The 19,416-nt window shown below is 42.3% G+C and carries 14 protein-coding genes; 6 read left to right on the forward strand and 8 right to left on the reverse strand.

All coding sequences use genetic code 11. From position 1 onward, the window contains the following. Nucleotides 1–72: 72 nt before the first annotated feature. The 5 genes from VXM68_RS03180 to VXM68_RS03200 form a co-directional block, all read right to left on the reverse strand. The gene (locus tag VXM68_RS03180) at nt 73–1,515 is read right to left on the reverse strand and encodes a hypothetical protein (RefSeq protein WP_367210437.1); all 1,443 of its coding nucleotides are present in this window, start codon (nt 1,513–1,515) and stop codon (nt 73–75) included. 247 nt (nt 1,516–1,762) lie between these two features. Further along, nucleotides 1,763–2,623 (reverse strand): AraC family transcriptional regulator, encoded by an 861-nt coding sequence (locus VXM68_RS03185; protein WP_293957040.1) that lies wholly within the window; start codon nt 2,621–2,623, stop codon nt 1,763–1,765. 66 nt (nt 2,624–2,689) lie between these two features. Continuing rightward, the gene (locus VXM68_RS03190) at nt 2,690–3,892 is read right to left on the reverse strand and encodes a DUF4369 domain-containing protein (RefSeq protein ID WP_367210438.1); all 1,203 of its coding nucleotides are present in this window, start codon (nt 3,890–3,892) and stop codon (nt 2,690–2,692) included. Then, the gene (locus VXM68_RS03195) at nt 3,879–6,218 is read right to left on the reverse strand and encodes a glycoside hydrolase N-terminal domain-containing protein (RefSeq protein WP_367210439.1); all 2,340 of its coding nucleotides are present in this window, start codon (nt 6,216–6,218) and stop codon (nt 3,879–3,881) included. The genes VXM68_RS03190 and VXM68_RS03195 overlap by 14 nt, the downstream gene beginning before the upstream one ends. After that, complete coding sequence (locus tag VXM68_RS03200) at nt 6,208–8,091, reverse strand: alpha-L-fucosidase (RefSeq protein ID WP_367210440.1); 1,884 nt, start codon at nt 8,089–8,091, stop codon at nt 6,208–6,210. The genes VXM68_RS03195 and VXM68_RS03200 overlap by 11 nt, the downstream gene beginning before the upstream one ends. Before the next feature lie 325 nt (nt 8,092–8,416). On the opposite strand from VXM68_RS03200, the gene VXM68_RS03205 reads away from it, so the two are divergent. Continuing rightward, nucleotides 8,417–9,589 carry a PLP-dependent aspartate aminotransferase family protein gene (locus tag VXM68_RS03205; protein WP_209578140.1) on the forward strand — a complete coding sequence of 391 codons (1,173 nt, stop codon included), beginning with the start codon at nt 8,417–8,419 and terminating at the stop codon, nt 9,587–9,589. 78 nt (nt 9,590–9,667) lie between these two features. Here the strand turns inward: VXM68_RS03205 and tpx are convergent, their stop codons facing one another. Next, nucleotides 9,668–10,168, reverse strand: coding sequence for a thiol peroxidase (gene tpx / locus VXM68_RS03210; protein WP_294185325.1), 501 nt, complete (start codon nt 10,166–10,168; stop codon nt 9,668–9,670). A gap of 147 nt (nt 10,169–10,315) precedes the next feature. Between tpx and VXM68_RS03215 the strand changes: the two genes are divergently transcribed. From VXM68_RS03215 to VXM68_RS03225, 3 genes are all read left to right on the forward strand, one after another. Further along, entirely contained in the window at nt 10,316–11,542 is a 1,227-nt protein-coding gene (locus tag VXM68_RS03215; protein ID WP_293883995.1) for an OmpP1/FadL family transporter, read from the forward strand. A gap of 22 nt (nt 11,543–11,564) precedes the next feature. Continuing rightward, on the forward strand, nt 11,565–12,893 hold the full coding sequence (locus VXM68_RS03220) for an SGNH/GDSL hydrolase family protein (protein WP_367210441.1): 1,329 nt from the start codon (nt 11,565–11,567) through the stop codon (nt 12,891–12,893). 148 nt (nt 12,894–13,041) lie between these two features. Continuing rightward, nucleotides 13,042–13,458 carry an OsmC family protein gene (locus VXM68_RS03225; RefSeq protein ID WP_367210442.1) on the forward strand — a complete coding sequence of 139 codons (417 nt, stop codon included), beginning with the start codon at nt 13,042–13,044 and terminating at the stop codon, nt 13,456–13,458. 142 nt (nt 13,459–13,600) lie between these two features. Here VXM68_RS03225 and VXM68_RS03230 read toward each other — a convergent pair whose 3' ends face one another. Next, complete coding sequence (locus VXM68_RS03230) at nt 13,601–15,970, reverse strand: outer membrane beta-barrel family protein (RefSeq protein ID WP_367210443.1); 2,370 nt, start codon at nt 15,968–15,970, stop codon at nt 13,601–13,603. 230 nt (nt 15,971–16,200) lie between these two features. Between VXM68_RS03230 and VXM68_RS03235 the strand changes: the two genes are divergently transcribed. Both VXM68_RS03235 and VXM68_RS03240 read left to right on the forward strand, forming a co-directional pair. Next, nucleotides 16,201–17,535, forward strand: a complete 1,335-nt coding sequence (locus VXM68_RS03235) for a HAMP domain-containing sensor histidine kinase (protein ID WP_310081444.1) — start codon at nt 16,201–16,203, stop codon at nt 17,533–17,535. A 105-nt stretch (nt 17,536–17,640) separates the two neighbouring features. Next, entirely contained in the window at nt 17,641–18,315 is a 675-nt protein-coding gene (locus VXM68_RS03240) for a response regulator transcription factor (protein ID WP_367210444.1), read from the forward strand. Nucleotides 18,316–18,318: 3 nt separating this feature from the next. Here VXM68_RS03240 and VXM68_RS03245 read toward each other — a convergent pair whose 3' ends face one another. Then, complete coding sequence (locus tag VXM68_RS03245) at nt 18,319–19,374, reverse strand: DUF2157 domain-containing protein (RefSeq protein ID WP_293957054.1); 1,056 nt, start codon at nt 19,372–19,374, stop codon at nt 18,319–18,321. Nucleotides 19,375–19,416 lie beyond the last annotated feature (42 nt).

Below are 19,416 nucleotides of genomic sequence, written 5' to 3' on the forward strand. Positions count from 1 at the left end.
AAAGGTGTCCACTGTTGGACACCTTTTTGTTATAGATGTAGGGAGGCTAGATGCTCGGTGAAAATAGTTTAGTTAGTATTCGATCGTGATATTGTCGTCCCAATGTTCGTTCTTCACGACCTGAAAACCCAGATTCCCATTATCAGTTTCCAACAATTTACCCTTAAATTGTATCTGAACATTGTTTCGGATTTCGCTTCCCAGTTCAAACGTACGTAGCAGTTGGCCTTCTCTGAAAACGCGGAACTGATATTTAATAACCTTGTTTTCTAAATAATAGCCCATAAATTGATTGAACGAAAAGCTTTTATTTTCTGCTGTAAATTGTGGCACTATCGTCAACATACTTTTATCAATCTGATCACTACTTCGCGCTATAAAGGGGTAATAATGAAATACAGGATGAAGCTGCTGTACTTGAATACTATCAATTACACTGAGATCCTCCGTATCGGTAAATGTCAGTTTAACCTCGCTATAAATCCGGTTTAAGTTCAATACCCGCTCGGTAACACCTTTCACTTCAAAGGTATCACGACCGGCAAATAACTCTGCAGACCGTTCAGAAAAAGGGTTCGTAGCATAAAAGTGCTCAAAATCAGCGGCCTCCGACATAACGAGAGGCAATGTTGAATTTTTAGCAATCAGGCTCAGATAGTAGGTGCCATTCGGCAATTCTAAATCAAAAGCGTCCTGCGAGTTAAGCACCCCTGAGGTAACCATCGCCTTCGAATTTGCATCGAAAACATGGTAGTAGAATTTGCTGGGTAGCGCTTCCGGATTAACTTGACCATAAATCATCAAATTATCCATCTTAAAGGTGCCTGTCGTTGAGCTGTAACCCGATCCACCATCCCTACTTCCAGCCAATAGTGAGATTTTTAACCAAAGCTCTTTACTGTAACCGAGGGGAATATCTGCCAAAGAGGTGTTCACTGCAACTTTTCCTGACAATGATAGATTTGAGGGATACTTAATGGTATCTGAGAGCAGCGAAAAACTATTTCCTTTATCCAAGGAATAACTCAGTAGGAGCGCTCTTGGCCCTGTACTTGAGCTATTTCCATCAAATGCCCAGCTGCCTATGGAACGAATACCTTGCGTTGGAATTTTAATCAAGATCTCTCTAGCACCTTTGAAGCTAATGGCTTTCCCCGTGGTGGGCCAGCCGGCCAGAAAATCATAATCTGTCTTTCCGTCGTTGTAATTGATTAAGCTACCTTCATCTAGCGCAGTCTCAGGAACGGCGTTACTGTTGTCAAAGGTCCAATGATACAGTAGCAACTCGCTTTCGGAAGCGGTTCTGTGTAAGGCAGCTCGATTTGGTCTTGCTGATTGTTTTTTTAGCGGAGTAACAATCGCTTCAAAATCCTTGATTTTGAATTTTACGGCATGAATTGTTTCATTGTTTTCATCGGGAAGTTTTGCATGCTTTTTGCAAGAAGGCAATGCCGCTAAAACCAGGATGAATACACCCGAAAGAATTCCCCAAGTTGACTTGGATGTTCTTTTCATAAATATAAATGATTTATAAGTTAATTAACCGGCAGAATAAAACTAACGTATTAATTATTTAGATCCAAAAAAGTAACTAAAATGTTACAAGTGATTTTGGCTTTTGAGAATATCTTGTCAATTTACAATGCATGGCTGTATTATTCTTAAGGTAGAGGGCGACCTTATCTTTTACGTTTAACGAGACTTCCAATGGGATGTGATGGGTAGCTGCCAATTGCAAACAACTCGCTGTAACATTAACACGTTAGTCGCGCATGCGGTGTTCCTGCAGGTATTCGCTCGGCGAGAGTTTGGTTATTTTTTTAAATACCCGATTAAAATTCACAACATTATTGAATCCCGTCTTAAATGCGATGTTCGAAACGCTCTCCGAAGATTCATCAATCAACATTTTGCAGGCGCGTTCAATTCGGATTTCATTGAGAAAAGTAACATAGGTCTTCCGGGTATGCTTCTTAAAATACTTACAAAACGCATGTGGTGTCATGTGCGCTACCGCAGCGATATCTTCCAGGGATATCTTGTCTCCAAAGTGCTGAAAAGTATATTGGAATATTTCGTTGATCCGCAATCCTTCGGCATCTGAAAACTTCTTTTGTGGGATACCGGTATACAGCGAAGTCCATTGATCTACCTTTTTACTCAAAAAGTTAATCAGCTTCACGAGCGATAGCAAGCGATCGATACCCGCGCTGGCATTGATCTGTACAAACTTCTCTTTTAATGCCACAGCATGTTCCGCATCCAATTTTTTACTGACATTGATGTGTTCCAAAAAATACTTGACATCATCAAATTCAGGGAAGTCCAAGAATGATCTAAAATGTTCATAGTCGAAAAAAATATGGATCGCATGGATGCCATCCTTTACATCCTCTCCTGTTTTGAACATATGCGGTTCATCCGCGTCCACAATATAGATTTCATCCTGTTCGAAACTGTGCGTAAAGTTGCCGATCATAAAGGTTCCCCGGCCTTTTAAAATATAGGTCAGCTGGATTTCCTTGTGCCGGTGGTAATTGCTGTAGAACGAAGGCAGAATGTCTTCCTGCACACAAATAGATCCCTGGTAAACTACCGGAACTGTAAATTGAACAACTTTCATTATATATTGAAATAACAAATATTAAACAGTTATTTCAAATATAGCACTTTTTTAAGACAATAAACGTTAATTTTTGGCGATAAATTCCTTTACCTTCGTCACAAACTTCGGCATGGCAGGATCTTCACCGTTTAACGATAAGATCTCCAGTGTTTCCGGATTAATCCAAAGATAGCTTGGTGTGCGGTCTATCCCAAAATTATTTTCCATCGTAGCCTGATCGTTGTAGTTTAAAAAGTAACTCTGTTTTCCCAGGGCAAGATCTTTGCTTGCTTTCGTCCATTTGTCCAGATCCTTATCCAGCGAAAAGTAAATAACCTGTACCCCTAGGGCATTCAGTTGCGCTTCCTTTGTCCGTAGCATCTTGATATCAGCTTTACTATTGCTATTTGATGCCTTCCAAAAAGCGGCAATCAGCATTTTCGATTTTGACACATCGTTCAGGTTCAGCGTATCCCTTTGCACATTCATTGGCGTTATTGATGGGAACACAGGCATATTTTCATAAAAATCTTTCACCTTATCGACCTTTTCCCTGGCAAATTTGAAATAAGGGTGTTTCTGTAGTTCAACATCAAAGCCCTGCAATGCCACATCAAATTTCTTATAATTTGTCTGGTCGAGCGATACGTACTTAAAAAAATAAGGCAATAGCAAAGAGGAACGGTGGGTACTGTCGAGAATAAAATCGGCATAAAGTGTGCGTGGGTTAAATGCTTCAGTAGTGCTCAACCGCTGTATTTCATCCACCGCTTTTTCATAAGAACCATCGTTTTTTGCTGCCATCAAAGGCAACTGACTCTCCAGCTGCCTTACCCGCTGACTTTTATTGGTGCTTTTACTTTTTTCCTCCTGTTCACGTTGTTGATATTTCGCATTGAACTGCATAAAATCTTTAGCATTGGAAGAAGATGTCGTCAACGTAAATTTCCCATGCTCTTCGTTCAGATCGTAGTCGCCTCCACCTTCGAGAACTAACGTATAGGGTTTCATTCCCTTGATCTGGATATCGTAAAATCCCGCGATGGCCAATTCGCCTTCCAAAACAAATTGTCCATTTGTGACCTGCGTTTTTACAAATTGCTGCAATCTATTGTCGTGATCCACGAGGCTTACCTGCGTCCCATCCGGGGCAGTGGTTTTTCCGGTGATCGTGTAACTGAAACTCTTCGCTATTGCTGCATTCTTTTCTGATTCTGTGCGTTGTGAACAGCTTGTTGTCCCCAAGGCCAACACCGCTATCAAACACAAAAAGTTAACGCACTTCATAATCCCTGTAATTTCCATTTTCAAATAGTCGAATCTTTCCTTTTTTTCCATTAATCTGCAAAGCGGAGACTTTCCCATTCTCCCATGCGATGTCTACTGTATAATTTCCTCGGGCCTTGAGTCCTTTAACTTCCCCTTTTGGCCAAGCTTTGGGTAATGCAGGCAACAGATGGATATACCCATTATGGCTCTGAATGAGCATCTCGGCAATCCCAGCTGCTCCACCAAAGTTCCCGTCGATCTGGAAAGGGGGATGTGCGCAGAACAAATTGGGGTAAGTGCCCGCTCCGACCCCTTGGTAAGTTGTTTCATTACGATATGCCGGTTTGAGTAGCTGTCTTAAAATCTCGAGCGCATGATCTCCATCCTGCAGTCTTGCCCAGAACAATATCTTCCAGGCTCTAGACCAGCCTGTTCCCTCATCCCCACGTACAGCGAGCGTCTGACGCGCCGCTTCAGCCCATTCGGGCGTTGTTTGTGGCGATATAAATGCTGCTGGATATAGGCCATATAAATGCGATACATGCCGATGTTTAGGCTCAACTTCCTCATAGTCCTCCAGCCACTCCATCACGCGCCCAGATGCGCTAACGACCACAGGTGGTGGAATATTCGTTAGCTTCTTTTTAAGGCTATCAACAAAAGTATCTTTCTTTTTAAGAATAGCATCTGCCTGAATGAGTGCCTGATACAATTCCCGCACGATCTGGTTATCAATTGTAGGTCCCATCACCACCGCAGCGACTTTCCCATTGGGCATCCGAAAAGCATTTTCGGGCGATATGGACGGCGACGTTACCCACCAGCCTGTTTTAGGGTCTTGAACAAGTGTGTGATCGTAAAACACGGCAGCTCCTTTTAATATGGGGTAAATCTCGCTGAGGTAACTTTTATCCCCGGTAAAAAGATAATGTTCCCAAAGATGGTTACATAGCCAGCCAGAAGCCGTACTCGCTCCCCACGAAGCTTGCTCACCCGGAGCAGAATATCCCCATACATTTGTCATCATATAAACCACCCATCCTGGCGCATTATAGTAAGCCTTTGCGGTTTGTTCACCTGTCTTAGCGATACGCTTGATCATCTCGATAAAAGGCCGATGATATTCGCTCAGGTTGTTGACCTCTACTCCCCAATGATTCATCTGTGCATTGATATTGAGATGATAGTCCCCATTCCAGGGTGTATTGATCTTATTTGCCCATAGGCCCTGCAAGTTAGGGGGAAGTGAATTTGCAATTTTCGGAGCAGCACTTGAAATATTCAAATACCTGCCAAATTGGTAATAAATTGTTGCCAGATCTGGATCCTGTACTGGATTTTTGTAGAAATTTGCTATCCGTTCATTCGTAGGAATAGTGTCATTCGCAACATTGCCAAATAGGTTGAGTTGTACCCGATTGAAAATCTTTTGGTACGCAGCAAGATGGTTGCGGAATATTTTTTGTTCGTCAGCGACTTTTGCCGCTGCCACATTTGCCTTGACAACAGGTAATGGATCCTTTCCATAATAGGAAGTACTTGCGGAAAAATAGATCGTGAGGTTGCCATTTGCCGATACTTCCAAGGACTGATCCTTTTTGTTGATCTGCAGATTTTCACCTTTTACCTGAATTAATCCAACGAACCTCAGGTTTTTACCACCTTTTCCATCTGGTAATGATCCTTCAATTAGAATTCCATCATTCAGTAGGGTATACCGGTCGATATTCTCTTGGCGCTGGAACGATAGGTCTACCGTCTGTACTTTATTTTTCGGTTGGTTCAGTTGGATTAGTCCAACATTTTTGTCAAAGGAAGTATAATATTTTCGTTGGAACTGCTGCCCGTTGATTTTAAATGAAGTTTGCGCAGACGCTGTCGCTAAGTCCAAAGAGCGTTTGTAGTCTTGCACTGTACCGGCTGGCAATTTATAATCCAGTAACAGGTCGCCGAACAGTTGATAACAGCCATAGGGTACAGTGGCTCCGTTGCCGAATCCCGACCCCTTTCCTTTTGTAACGAAAGTTTCGTTGACCAGCTTTTCGGCCTCATCATTTTTGCCCGCTTTAAGTAGTGCCTGAATGGCATCGACATTCTTATAGGCCGCATCCTTATTGGGATCCTCGGGACTCCCCGACCACATGCTGATCTCATTGAGTACAATTTTTTCCTGATGGGGATTGCCATCCGGCATCATGCCGATAAGTCCGTTTCCCAGTGGCAAAGTTTCTTCCCAGACTTTAGCGGGTTTATTATAGCGAAGTACGAGGGGCTTTTGCTGAGCAAAAAGCATTGTGGTATGACTTGTACATACCACAATGAGCATTAAAATTCTATTTACCATACAATTCAAATTCTGCTATGGCTAATTCGTTGCCTTCTATAAATTGCTTGGGCTCAAATTTGATAAACTTGGTTGCGCTATTGGTATCAAAAAACACCTGTTGTAAAATTGGGTTTGCTTTAATATTAGAGAACTCTCCTTCTTTGGCGACAGTCCATTTTTTACCGTCGGCACTGGTGGATATGCGATACTGTGTCGGTGTACCAACATGCTTTCCATCCTGGCGAGGAAGGAAGCCGATACCAGAAACAGGTTCGTCAGTGGAGACAACAATTACGCCCTGCTCGGCAACTGTAGCGAAAGTATTCGCCTTTCCATCTAACATATAGGCGTTGGCATTAGATCTGCCAGTTTTAATCTGAAAACCACGTAGTTTTTTGACTTCTTCCGTACGAAAGGCAAATGGCTCATCATATTCCTTAAACAATCCAAAATCACTGAGCGTAATCGCTACAGGCGCGTAAACATGTAACCTTAATCGACTTGCCGTCTGCGGCTGTTCCAATTTGATCAGGCGGTTTGCCCCAATGCTTGTTGCTTTGGCTAAGGGCTTCCAGCTGTTATTTTCCCATCGTTCAACAGAAACACTATCGATACGTTGCCCTAGCTTAATATTCTCCCTTAACTGTATAAGATCAAATTTAGCAGGTGATTGTAATTTAATTTCTAGCGTAGCCGATGTTTTGGCATCGTCTGTTGCCCAATAGCTGTAGCGGTCGTCATCGGTAATAAAGGAAGTACCATAGGATTGGGAATCACCATTACGGGTGTTAGACGCTGTGATGCTTGCTCCTTTGGCTAGATTTGTACGGAAAGTTTCCTTCACTTTTTTTCCAAAAGCCTGCAACGACTTCACATCGTGCTCATGTAATGTACCGGAAGGCATCGGTGCTAAGCCCAGGTTCATGCAGGCTCCCCTACCTACAGATTTCAGGTAGATTTCAAACAGTTCATTCGGTGTTTTTACGCGGCTATCTTGTTCTGCATGGTAAAACCATCCGGGGCGTTGAGGCACATCACATTCAGCAGGTATCCAATATTTACCGTTACGGTCGCCCGTTTCGGCATTGTGTGACTCTGTTGCACCTGGAACAGCGACTTTTCCGTTTAACCCGATCGGAGTAAATGTTGCCCAAGATGTTTCGGCCGCATAGCCTCTTTCATTGCCCACCCAACGCATATCCGGACCGATATCTGAAAAAATCACCGCTTGGGGCTGTAATTTACGTACGATGGGCCAAGTTTTTTCATGCCATTCATAGTAGGTTGTGCGATCGATGATGCGCTTCCCTTCGTGGCCACCATAGAAGCCATCCCCACCATTTGCGCCATCATGCCAAGAGGTAAACAATGGTCCATAATTGCTCATTAGTTCAGTGAGCTGTTGCCTGTACGCATCGGCATAGGCAGGAGTACCGTAACGTTCATCGTGACGGTCCCAAGCCGAAAGATACACACCAAATTTCATCCCATTCCGGTGGGTCGCCTCCATAAATTCTTTGACCATATCACCTTTTCCATTTTTCCATGGTGAAGCGGCAATACTGTAAGATGTTGTCTTGGTTGGCCATAAACAGAATCCATCGTGGTGTTTTGCGACGCTAATTAGTCCCCGGAAACCACCTGCCGCTGCAGCTTGCGCAATTTGGTTCGCATCAAAAGCCGAAGGATTAAACAATGCAGGCTGTGCATCACCGTAACCCCATTCTTTGTTTTGAAAAGTTGTTGGCGTATAATGGATCAAACAATACGTTTCCATCTCCTGCCACTTTAATTGACGCTCGGTTGGCAAAGCCCCATAAGCTTTTAAAGTATCTGACTTGGCTACAGTTCCGCTGGAAAGTAAAATGGAGGATAACAAGATTGTCAACATAGTCTTTATTTATGTGCTAGAAAATTAGGTTGTAAAGCCCTAAGATAAGAAGTTTTTACAAAATGCTGTATGTAACATTTGCGTACTATTGTAACCCAAAAATCAATTCGCGGATAAAAAGTCTTGAATGTTAATACCGCTAAGCATACCCGAAAATCACTTGGTCCGACTGAAACTGTGGCAATCGAATAGCAACTATGATCCACTGTGAGCAAGCAAACAAGTTTAACATGCAAAAAAATACCCTTGGAAATCTGATGAAAATAAATGATTTCACTACTTAAAAATGTGGATATAAAATTTTCATCTCGTACCTTTACATATCATGAAACAAGATCAATCTAAAATCATACGTGAACAGGTCGATCGTTCTGCACTTCGCGAACATTCGACACCTTTATACCTTACATCAAGTTTTATCTTCGACAGCGCTGAACAAGGTCGGGCGGTCTTTGCTGGCGAAGAGGATGCGATGATATACTCCCGTTATGCCAACCCAAATACTTCAGAATTCATCAATAAAGTGTGTATTCTGGAAGGAGCAGAAGCAGGCTTATCATTTGCGTCCGGTATGGCGGCCGTATTTGCTTCCTTTGCGGGAATTATTGAAAGTGGAGACCATATCGTTTCTTCACGCGCAATATTCGGGTCTACTCACCAGTTATTTACGGAGCTATTCCCCCGCTGGGGAGTGACCACGACTTATGTGGATGCCGCAAATCCCGAAGAATGGGAAAAAGCGATCCAGCCCAATACAAAAATTATCTTTCTAGAATCGCCCTCTAACCCCGGTTTGGAATTGGTGGATCTGGAATGGTTGGGTAAGTTCAAAGAGAAATATCCCCATATTATCCTTTCTATCGACAATTGTTTTGCCACACCTTATCTCCAGAAACCCATTCAGTATGGATTTGACCTGGTTATCCATTCGGCAACAAAATATATGGATGGGCAAGGTCGTGTTTTGGGCGGGATTGTTGTCGGTAAACAAGCGCTTATCGACAAACTGATGTTCTTCATCCGTCATACAGGTCCAGCGTTATCCCCATTTAATGCCTGGATCATATCAAAAAGTTTGGACACTTTGGGCATCCGTATGGACCGCCATTGTTCCAACGCATTGGCTTTGGCTGAAGCTTTGGAAAATCATCCGGAGATTGAAGATGTCAAATATCCATTCTTGCCCAGCCATCCACAATATGAACTGGCCAAGAAACAGATGAAAGCCGGTGGCGGCATTGTAACGTTGGTGGTCAAAGGCGGCTTCGAGCGCGCGAAAGCTTTTGTGGACCAGTTGGAGATGATTTTATATACGTCCAATCTAGGCGACTCAAGATCGATCGCTACGCATCCTGCTTCCACCACACACTCTAAACTATCCGAAGATGAACGTCTCAATTTAGGCATCAAACCCGGCAGTATCCGTCTATCGGTGGGCTTGGAAGATCAACAAGATATTATCAACGATATCTTGCAGGCTTTGGAGAAAACAAAATAACAGCGAACAAACTCTGCTTGAAATCAAAAACGCCTTCGCAATATGCGAAGGCGTTTTTGATTCGTTCTGACATCGCCTTTAATTCAAGGAAGCAATGGCTGCAGCATAATTTGGCTCATCTGCAATTTCCGCAACTTGCTCTTCATACAATACCTTTCCGTTTTCATCCAATGTAATAACCACACGGCTCAACAGACCTGCCAAAGGACCATCGACGATAGTCAATTGATAAGCGTCAGAAAAGTTTGAATCTTTATATTCTGATAATGTCACGACATTATTTAAACCTTCTGCTGCACAAAAACGTCCTTGCGCAAAAGGTAAGTCTTTGGATATACACAACACGACCGTGTTATCCAACTGAGAAGCCTCTTGATTAAATGCACGTACAGAAGCAGCACAAGTTCCTGTATCGACACTAGGAAAAATATTTAATACAATTTTTTTTCCTTTAAAGTCTGCAAGAGACTTATCGGAAAGATCGCCTGCAGTTAATTTAAAATCAGGAGCTTGCTCGCCAACCTGAGGTAAACTGCCTTTTGTATTTACTGGATTGCCTTTAAATGTGATTGTAGCCATATAATTATGATCGTTTAATTTTATTATCCTTGCACTTAAAGGTACGAGCAAAAAAAATATTACACAACATTTATTAATTTTAGTCAAACATTTATTATGTTAGCATTGTATTTGAAAGAGGAATGTTAACCAAAAATAAACACTAGTATGAAGAAACTACTATTCTCAATACTTTGTGCAAGTCCGTCACTCCTGTTTGCACAAGGATCTCAAGTGAATCTACAAAGTCCCAAAGCTGTGGGAATGGGGGGAGCAGGTTCTGCTTACTTTTTAGATGAGTCTTCCATTTTTTATAGTCCGGGTGCTTTAGCAAAAATGGATCATAACGCCATTTCCGTTGCTGGAAATGCTGTTATGTACAAATCTGCCTTTCAAGAGGTCGGCAGCACCGTTGTTTATAATACTAGAAATCAAATATCTACTCCTTTTTCAGTATTTGCTGCATTTGGGCCTAAAAATTCCTGGTGGAAAGCCGGTATTGGAGTTTATACACCATATGGTGGGGCTGTCGATTGGGGAAAGGATTGGGTTGGTAAATTCAGTTTAGTTAGCCTTTCGCTACGCGCAATCTATATTCAACCTACATTAAGTTTCAAACTGACTGAAAATTTTAGTGTCGGTGGTGGTTTCGTCTATAACGTCGGAACGGTAGACCTGGAAAATTCAGTTCCTGTATTCTATCCGGATGGTCATGCAGGACTTGCAACCTTAAAGGGGACCGGTACAGGTACAGGCTATAACGTAGGTATCCACTACAATTTAGAGGACGAATTTTCCATCTCTTTAAGTTACCGCTCGAAAGTTGTCACTAAACTTAAAAATGGGGATGCAACTTTTGACGTGCCGGAATCGGTGGCAAGTAATTTTCCTGCGGGCAACAAATTCAGTGCTGAGTTACCGCTTCCATCCACTTTTGCTGCCGGAATAGCCTTCCCGCTTTCGGAAAAGCTAAAAATGGCGATCGATGCAACACTGATCAATTACGACATTTATAAGGCACTGGATTTTGACTACAAAGAAAATACACCTGTCTTACAAGATACGCATTCACCAAAAAATTATGATAAAGCAGGGTCAATCAAAGCAGGTTTGGAGTATATTGCCTCCGACCGTTTGCAATTGCGTGTAGGAGGGGGCTATATCGCCACTCCAGTACAACAGAGCGCCTATGTTTATCCGGAGACACCAGATAACACCCGATATTTAATCTCTGGGGGTTTTACAATAAAACCATCACCAAAATTTGACGTCACAGGTTCTTTTGCTTATCAGCGCATCATGGCTCGCCAGTCAACCAATATTGAGAGCCGTCTTTCGGGGACTTATGCGACTAACATTTTTGCTCCAGGCATTGGTGTAAGCTATAAATGGTAATTAACAGCCAAATTTGACTAAGATGAAAAAAAACAAACTTTACATAGCCGCAGCTTTAGCACTTGTCGCTATTGCTTCGTGCAAACCTTCTTTGGAGGAGTATACACCTTCGGCAGGATCGCTTAATTTTTCAAAATATGTTGCCATCGGGAATTCATTGACGGCAGGATACGCAGATGGGGGACTTTATCTGGAGGGCCAAAAGGTTGCTTACCCCAACTTAATTGCCGAGCAGTTAAAACAAGTGGGTGGTGGGGAATTTAAATCGCCGTTTTTCAGCGAAGATCAAGCCAACGGTTCTGGCTACATTACCCTTACAGCACTTGTCAATGGACAGCCTGTGACGGCACCTGTTACAGATAAACTGGCCTACAGACCTGGTTCAACAAAACTATTGACGAAATATACTGATCCGGTCAATAACCTCGGTGTACCGGGTATGCGGATGGATCTTTCTATGGTAGCAGGTATGGGTTCAACTGCCGGCAATCCGTATTTCGAGCGCTTATTGCCCGACGCGGACGCCTCGAAAACGTATTTCACCTATTCAACGACACAAAACCACACCTTTTTTAGTTTTGCACTGGGTAACAACGATGCATTGGGTTGGGCAACTAATGGTGGAGTGGTCAATATGAATCCAACAACGAATAAGCCCGATCCAACAACCGTATTGACTGAAACGGCTCAATTTTCGGCGATTCTCAATGGCTATGTGCAGACGCTGACTGCCGGCGGAAAAAAAGGTGTACTGGCCACCATTCCAGATGTAACCGCAACACCTTATTTTACAACGGTTACCCGTGCGGCCCTGCTGGCAGCTGTCAACGCAACAAATCCCCCTGCGCCGGTAACAAATATTTATATCGCTACGAAATCTGGAACGCGTGCAGCGACTGATCAAGATTATTTTGTACTTCCTTTCTTGTCTGCAGGACTATTGGGTAAGCCAAACGCAGCACAGTTTCCTTACGGCTTGCATCCATTGAACCCCGTGGAAGACAAATACGTGCTTGATGTAAGCGAAACAGCAACAGTTGTGAAGCGGATCAACGAGTACAATGCAGCCATCAAAGCTGCTGCAGCTTCAAAAGACCTCGCTTTAGCAGACGTAAATGCCTTCCTAAACAATGTAAAAGGTGGCGTTCGTATCAATGGATTAGCCGTTAGTGCCAAATACATCACTGGAAATGCGTTCTCTTTGGATGGCATCCACCTCACGCCAATTGGTAATGCCCTCATGGCAAACATCTTTATCAGTGCCATCAATTCTAAATATGGATCGAAGATCCCACAAGTTGACGTCGCCAAATATCGTGGAGTTAAATTGCCAGATACCGTCACAAAATAAACAGTGACCAACATACTGACAAAAGGCAGACGAATAATCGTCTGCCTTTTTGTATATTTGTGTTGCACGGATTTTAGTTAGATCTGTTATTATCAATGAGGGCTATTCGCTAAAATTGGTGTGCAAAAAATGAATAAAATATGTTAAGATGAAAATCAAATTAAACCGTGTCAACCAGGCTGTACATTTCGAAGCCAGCAGTGAATTATCTTCGGTCAAAGTCAACATCGACGGTTCGGAAGCGATCGGTGGTGAAGGTAAAGGTGTTCGTCCCATGGAATTAGTTCTAATGGCACTGGGTTCGTGCAGCGTTTTTGACCTGCATAGTATCCTGGTAAAACAACGCCAGCTAATTGAAGATATCCAGGTTGAAGTGGAGGGTAAACGCCGGGAAGAAATACCACAGGTATTTACAGATATACACATCAATTTCTTTTTAAAAGGTGAAATTGATGAGGTCAAAGCAGCTAAAGCGGCTGAACTGGCCGTTAAAAAATATTGCTCCGTACATGATATGCTTGCTGCGGGCGGTATCAATATCACGTATTCTTTGAAAATAAACTAAGGAAATACCTTTCTGACATCTGATTGTCCTCCACATCCGACGTGGAGGACAATTGCTTTCAATCCTTGCCGTATTCATTTTCTTTATGGATATAATAGGTAAAGAGATATGAACAATTTGATTTTGCAAGAATTCAATAGATTTACAAGCGGTTCTGCTCTTCTGTTTTTGCGGGCTGATTGTTACTTTTGACTTTCTGATTTCCAAAATGGTACCGCAGCGTCAGATTTACCTTTCTGGTATCCCGATAATCTTTATAAAAGTTATTTTGATCGGCATATTTGGAGGATATGGTCATTTTTTCCGTTTTAAAGATGTCCATAAACGATAGATTTACCTCAAACTTGTTTTTAAAGAATTTTCGATTTGTCATTACATAGGTACTGGAATACCCAGTTATTTTAAATGGCCCCTGTATGGTGGGCGATGTAAACGTATTGCCGAGCTCAAGATTCCAGCCTGCTTCTTTGCTCAAGACATAGCTGCTACTTATATTTCCGTTGCCAATGTATACATCGTTCTTGTGCAGCACATCATCGGTCCCCATAAAGTAATTCTCATTGTACATTCCCTCTAGCTGCAGGTTCATTCCCCAACGTTCAGTAAACTGAAAACTCTTACCCAGGTCTATCCCTGCTCCCTGCCCCTTTTTGATATTGGTATAATGATAAATCAGCTGGTGGTTAACATTATCCTGCAAGGCTATTTCCATATTAGGCCACTTTTCAAATCGGTAGAATAGATCAATATTCCAGTTGTTTTTGGTCCACGTCAGATTCAGGTTATGCACGATCGTAGCCCTTAAACGGGGATCTCCCTGAAAGTATGAAAAACGATTGTAGTAGGATTTTGCGGGATTGAGCCAAGAGTAGGAAGGACGACTGATCCGCTTTCCATAGGAAAAACCTAACTGCTGATTTTCCGTCAAGGCATATTGCATATAAAATGTCGGGAAGAGCACAAAATAATCCTGTTTATTGATATCTTCTGGTTCTGATACAATGCCCTTTAAGTTGGTATATTCTCCTCTTAATCCTGCTTTCCAGCTCCATTTTTTCCAGGTATAGTCCAATGAACCATAAAGAGCTACGTTCCGTTCTTTGTAATCAAACTCACTACTCTTATCCGGCCTATGCTCCAACTTGCCCGATTCATCGTCAGTGAACACAAGACTGTTTGTTGTGGTAACATCGCTAAATTTCCCTCCAAATTCCATTCCAAGCTGCTTTACCTTACCGGAAAAATCGACCTGTGAAGAAAAGAGCCTATTTTTATTTCCGTTGTTGCTAATAAATCGTGTATCCCTGGGTTGTTGATCCTTAAATCTCAGCGCGGTGAGCACATCCTGATTATTTGTCGAATGATGGTCTGTAAAGTAAGAAGACCAATTTATACTCCAGCTGGCGTTAAGCTTCTTAATGACCTGGAGATACATGTTTTTTGTTTCTGAAGATGACTCATGATCGTTTGTCGTGAGGTAGCTCGATTGTTGAATACGGTTGCTATCGTAAATGACAGTTGGCACCACGTAGGTACCATAGGTTTTGGGGCCATAATATCCGTTTAGTCCTCCGCTAACAGTCCAGGTTGAATCGGGTGTGTATTCCATCGAAAGCACATAGCTGTTCTGACTGTTATTGGTATCAAATCGATCCATCACACCTTCCCACGAGGTTTGCTCATTGGGATAATACACATAATTCGTTTCGTAACGTGCATAAGTTCCCCTTCCGAAATTATAGGTGCCACGAACGTTGATTTTTTCATTTCTGTAATACTGGGTCAGCCCAAACAATTGCTTCCAGGTGCTGCTTTTTTCGGCCAACGCAACCGCCGAGCCCCGATATCCAAAGAGGTTCGATTTGGAAAGTTTAATATTGATGATGGTACTGCCCTCCGCTTCATATTTTGCGGGGGGGTTGGTAATGACCTCGATCGATTGGACATCGCTGCCCGCCGTATTCTCAAGATAGGTTTTCAATTCCTCCCCTGTGAGCATAACTTTTCGTTCATTAATCATTACAACAATATTTTTACTTCCACGGACCATTAAATCTGAGCCATTTGCCATCACCAATGGCGTCCGTTTCAAAATGTCCCAACTGTTGAGTGCCGAAAGATTAGAATGCTGCACGTTAAATTCCAGGCGGTCCAACTTGCGGATCAATCTCGGCGCCCGCCCGACAACCTGTGCTTCTTCGAGTACTTTTGATTCGGGAATAAGTTCAAGTATCAGAGGGCGAGCAATGGTGTCGCTACGGAAAAAGTGCTCCTGAGGTCTAAAGTTAAGATAAGTGGACCGTAGATAATAGCTGCCAGAATGATCCAGCGACAGCATAAACGTTCCAAGATGGTCAGTTTTCACTTCACGAATTGCTTGATAGTTACTATCCAATAGCATAACGGTTGCACCTGCTAATACAATTTTGTTTGTATCCTGCACTTGTCCCCCGATCTTTGTCTGTGCTGAAAGCGCTAAAGGGAAAGCTAGAAAAAATAGGCTCGATTTCATGTACAAATAATTAGTCTTTTAATTTCATTAGCGCATACCGGGATTATTATATCTATTAGCTGTGCTGTCAAACGCATGCCTTTTTTGTGGTTATCGTATGTGACAGTCACTGACCTTTTACGCGCTTCCGATGTCCCAAAATTGTCCATCTCCGTAGTAAATAATGGTTAATGAAGGGTTAATACTGCGTTAAAGTATATTATATTGGCCTTCAGCAGTTATATTTGTGTATGGAATTGAAACCCAAAAATTATAGTGTTCTCTTTACATTATTTTTTGCTGTACTGATCGGCATTCAGGGCTATCAATTGTACAACACCTATCAGCTCAAACAGCGCGATATTTTTGCAACAGTAAAAAGCAAACTGAACAAATCTCCCAAAATTGACAGTCTTTTTGATGATGATTTAATGAGCAAGGACATCGCCAGAGACTACTACATCAAATTGGTTAAAAATCAGATAACAGCTCAACAGCTTAAAGGACTATATCATGCCAATGCGCATAAAACATCCGGGAAGCTCACACGCTATGTCGACAGTCTATTTCAACCACTGGGTATGGATGTTATCCTAAAAAAGGAGATCTTGGGTATTTATTTTAGAAACTTTAACAAGCAGATTGCTGATGGCCCCATTACGGTTTACACCACACAGGGAAATTTCCGACGACCTGTTGAACTTTCTTCCAGTGAATGGATAACGGAAAAAACCGAAACACAGAAAATTGAAGAGAGCATCCAAAGCAAGGAAATCTTATACACCTTTTTAGTCCACAGGAAAAGTTCTTTTGAGGTAACCAATCTCCACTGGATATTATTCAAAGAACTCACATCCCTCCTGTTGAGCACCTTATTTATATTGGCCGCCTTTCTTTGGCTTTTTTATAGAACCATTCAAAATCTCAAAAAACAGCAGAAGCAGATCACCGTGCTTCACGACGTGGTTGACAATGTATCGCATGAACTTAAAACCCCTATTGCGACCTTAAAAATTGCAGCTAAGACACTTCGAAAATCGACAGATGAAAATATTATAACGGTCATTGAGCGGCAAGTCAATCGCCTGGAACACACCCTTGCCCCGCTGACCGAAGACCTTAAACCATCGGATCATCCTCCTGTTACCACGATGGAACTCCAAGCGATTTTCGATGATTTTAAATTGACGAACCCAGCCATTGCATTTGAAACAAGCCCATTGCCTGAAGGGAAATTGTGCTTGGGCCTCAGCGATGCAACAACATTATTTCAGAATCTCATGAACAATGCTGTAAAGTATGGCGCAAAATGGCTTAAAGTTCATTTTGAGCAAAAGAAAAATAAGCTTTCAATTTACGTACAAGACAATGGTGATGGCATGGAGGAGTGCGAACTCCCTTATATTTTCGACAAGTTTTACCGCATCCAAAAAAACAATATACACGACACCAAGGGATTGGGAATTGGCCTTTTCCTTGTTAAAAAAATCGTGGATCGTTATCAGGGACAGCTTACAGTAATTAGTACGCTTGGTGTAGGTACTACGTTTAAAATTCAATTGCCGCTCCTTGCTATTCCATCATAAGGTAAGTGTAATCAGCTGCGGCAAAGAAATAGGAAATAAGCCCCGCGACAAAGCCAATATAGCAAGCATAGAAAAGTAGTTTAGATGAACGACTGAATATAAAAAATGAACAAATTACTCCTCGTTGAAGATGATCCTGATTTTGGTTTTATGCTCAAGCAATACCTTGAGCTATCTGCATTTGTCGTAGATTGGATGGCGCAGCCTCAGGATCTTATGGAAAATTTTCAGCAGCTAGCCGGCTACGACCTGGTTATACTGGATGTGATGCTTCCTCAAATCAGCGGTTTTAGTCTGGCCAAAGAAATTAATGCCCTGCATCCCGCATTACCATTTATCTTTTTAACCGCCAAAGAACAAAAGATCGACAAGCTTACGGGACTAAAAATCGGTGCTGATGATTATGTCACTAAACCTTGCGATCCTGAAGAACTCTTGCTTCGCATACAGAATATATTAAAACGGAATCAGAAAAATAGTACGCCAAAATCGATTGTCCTCGGGACATATGTATTTCACCCCGAACAGTTAGTATTAAGCCATGCACAGGGTCAGTTTAAGCTCACTGAACGCGAAGCACAACTGCTCCTATTTCTATGGCAACACAGGGGCCAGCTTGTCACGCGTGAAGATATTCTTGAAAAGGTATGGGGGAATGCAGATTTCTTTACCGGAAGGAGCATGGATGTCTTTGTTACCCGGATCCGCAAATATTTAAGCCTGGATCCCAATCTGAGCATCAATTCCAATAGAGGTGTCGGATTTACGATTCAATTTTAAGCGTTATCCAGCAATCTCTTCCTTCCGTTTGTTCCATAATTTCTCTGCCCAACGGCCAACAAACCAAAAGGACACGGCCAAAATCAAAAAGAATACTGCTCGATTGATGTTGTCCCAGAGGTATTCCACATAACGTGTATAGATATTGAGCACTAAAAATACAAACCCAACTTCTCTGGTCACATTGTCTTTCGCTTTTAATCCATAGACGACTAGAAATACAGATACCGCAGTTGACAATATACCCCAGTAGAACATATGGTATTGACGTACGGTGGTCCATTCATAAAAATCAGCATAATTCCCAAAAATAGAGAGTGTCCATAAGGATACCATCAGGTAGATCAATCCGACAATATAACTGATAGGCTGAAAGACTTGTAGCTGTGCGAACCGTGGCTGAGCCCAAACGGCCAGTGCAGTGATCAGTGTCCCAAAAATGGTAAACCGAAGGGGATAATTCATTCCCCAAAACTTGAAGCCCCAATTGCTATGGTACGCCGTTTCGGTTGCAAACCATACCCCTAGCGCCAATAGCATAAATGTCCAGATGAGCTTACTATCAAGCTTGACAGCAAGAAAGCCATAAATCGCCACGGAAAGCAAAAATAAAAGCGAGTAGTGCATGGTATCTTTATCCAATACCTTACCCATAAATCCAATACAGGCTGCCGTAGCGAAAACTCCAATCAGCATCATGGTTTCGGTGGATAAGTTTTTATACGGATAGCGTTTCTTATAGCGCAACCCCAGGGTATAGAACAATACGGCCACGGCAGCAAAAAAGAAACAAAACAAGATATTTGGTGCTTCGTAAAGGGTATCCACAAAGGCTAGGAATGACGCATCGGTAAACAGCGAAAAAACGGCGAATACCAGAGATGCCAGTGCAATCCAAAAAGCATACCGAGCCAGTTGCCCCCAATCAAAACTTTTCACGTCCAAACTCTCCATCAGCTCGTTCGCTTTTTGCTCATCCAATAAATTTTCTTTCTTCCAGAATTGGACAATATCATCGATCGATTGCTTTTCTTGTTTGCTGACGTCGTATTTTCGCATACATTTAGATTTATGGTGCAAGGTACATTATTTTTTTAAATC

Origin of the sequence: Sphingobacterium sp. R2, from assembly GCF_040760075.1 — a bacterium.
In the GTDB taxonomy this organism is placed as follows: domain Bacteria; phylum Bacteroidota; class Bacteroidia; order Sphingobacteriales; family Sphingobacteriaceae; genus Sphingobacterium.

Excerpts from the sequence above, each read along its gene's own strand:
- VXM68_RS03180 (WP_367210437.1), bottom strand. The coding sequence starts at position 1,515 with ATGAAAAGAACATCCAAGTCAACTTGGGGAATTCTTTCGGGTGTATTC.
- VXM68_RS03185 (WP_293957040.1), bottom strand. The coding sequence starts at position 2,623 with ATGAAAGTTGTTCAATTTACAGTTCCGGTAGTTTACCAGGGATCTATT.
- VXM68_RS03190 (WP_367210438.1), bottom strand. The coding sequence starts at position 3,892 with ATGAAGTGCGTTAACTTTTTGTGTTTGATAGCGGTGTTGGCCTTGGGG.
- VXM68_RS03195 (WP_367210439.1), bottom strand. The coding sequence starts at position 6,218 with ATGGTAAATAGAATTTTAATGCTCATTGTGGTATGTACAAGTCATACC.
- VXM68_RS03200 (WP_367210440.1), bottom strand. The coding sequence starts at position 8,091 with ATGTTGACAATCTTGTTATCCTCCATTTTACTTTCCAGCGGAACTGTA.
- VXM68_RS03205 (WP_209578140.1), top strand. The coding sequence starts at position 8,417 with ATGAAACAAGATCAATCTAAAATCATACGTGAACAGGTCGATCGTTCT.
- tpx (WP_294185325.1), bottom strand. The coding sequence starts at position 10,168 with ATGGCTACAATCACATTTAAAGGCAATCCAGTAAATACAAAAGGCAGT.
- VXM68_RS03215 (WP_293883995.1), top strand. The coding sequence starts at position 10,316 with ATGAAGAAACTACTATTCTCAATACTTTGTGCAAGTCCGTCACTCCTG.
- VXM68_RS03220 (WP_367210441.1), top strand. The coding sequence starts at position 11,565 with ATGAAAAAAAACAAACTTTACATAGCCGCAGCTTTAGCACTTGTCGCT.
- VXM68_RS03225 (WP_367210442.1), top strand. The coding sequence starts at position 13,042 with ATGAAAATCAAATTAAACCGTGTCAACCAGGCTGTACATTTCGAAGCC.
- VXM68_RS03230 (WP_367210443.1), bottom strand. The coding sequence starts at position 15,970 with ATGAAATCGAGCCTATTTTTTCTAGCTTTCCCTTTAGCGCTTTCAGCA.
- VXM68_RS03235 (WP_310081444.1), top strand. The coding sequence starts at position 16,201 with ATGGAATTGAAACCCAAAAATTATAGTGTTCTCTTTACATTATTTTTT.
- VXM68_RS03240 (WP_367210444.1), top strand. The coding sequence starts at position 17,641 with ATGAACAAATTACTCCTCGTTGAAGATGATCCTGATTTTGGTTTTATG.
- VXM68_RS03245 (WP_293957054.1), bottom strand. The coding sequence starts at position 19,374 with ATGCGAAAATACGACGTCAGCAAACAAGAAAAGCAATCGATCGATGAT.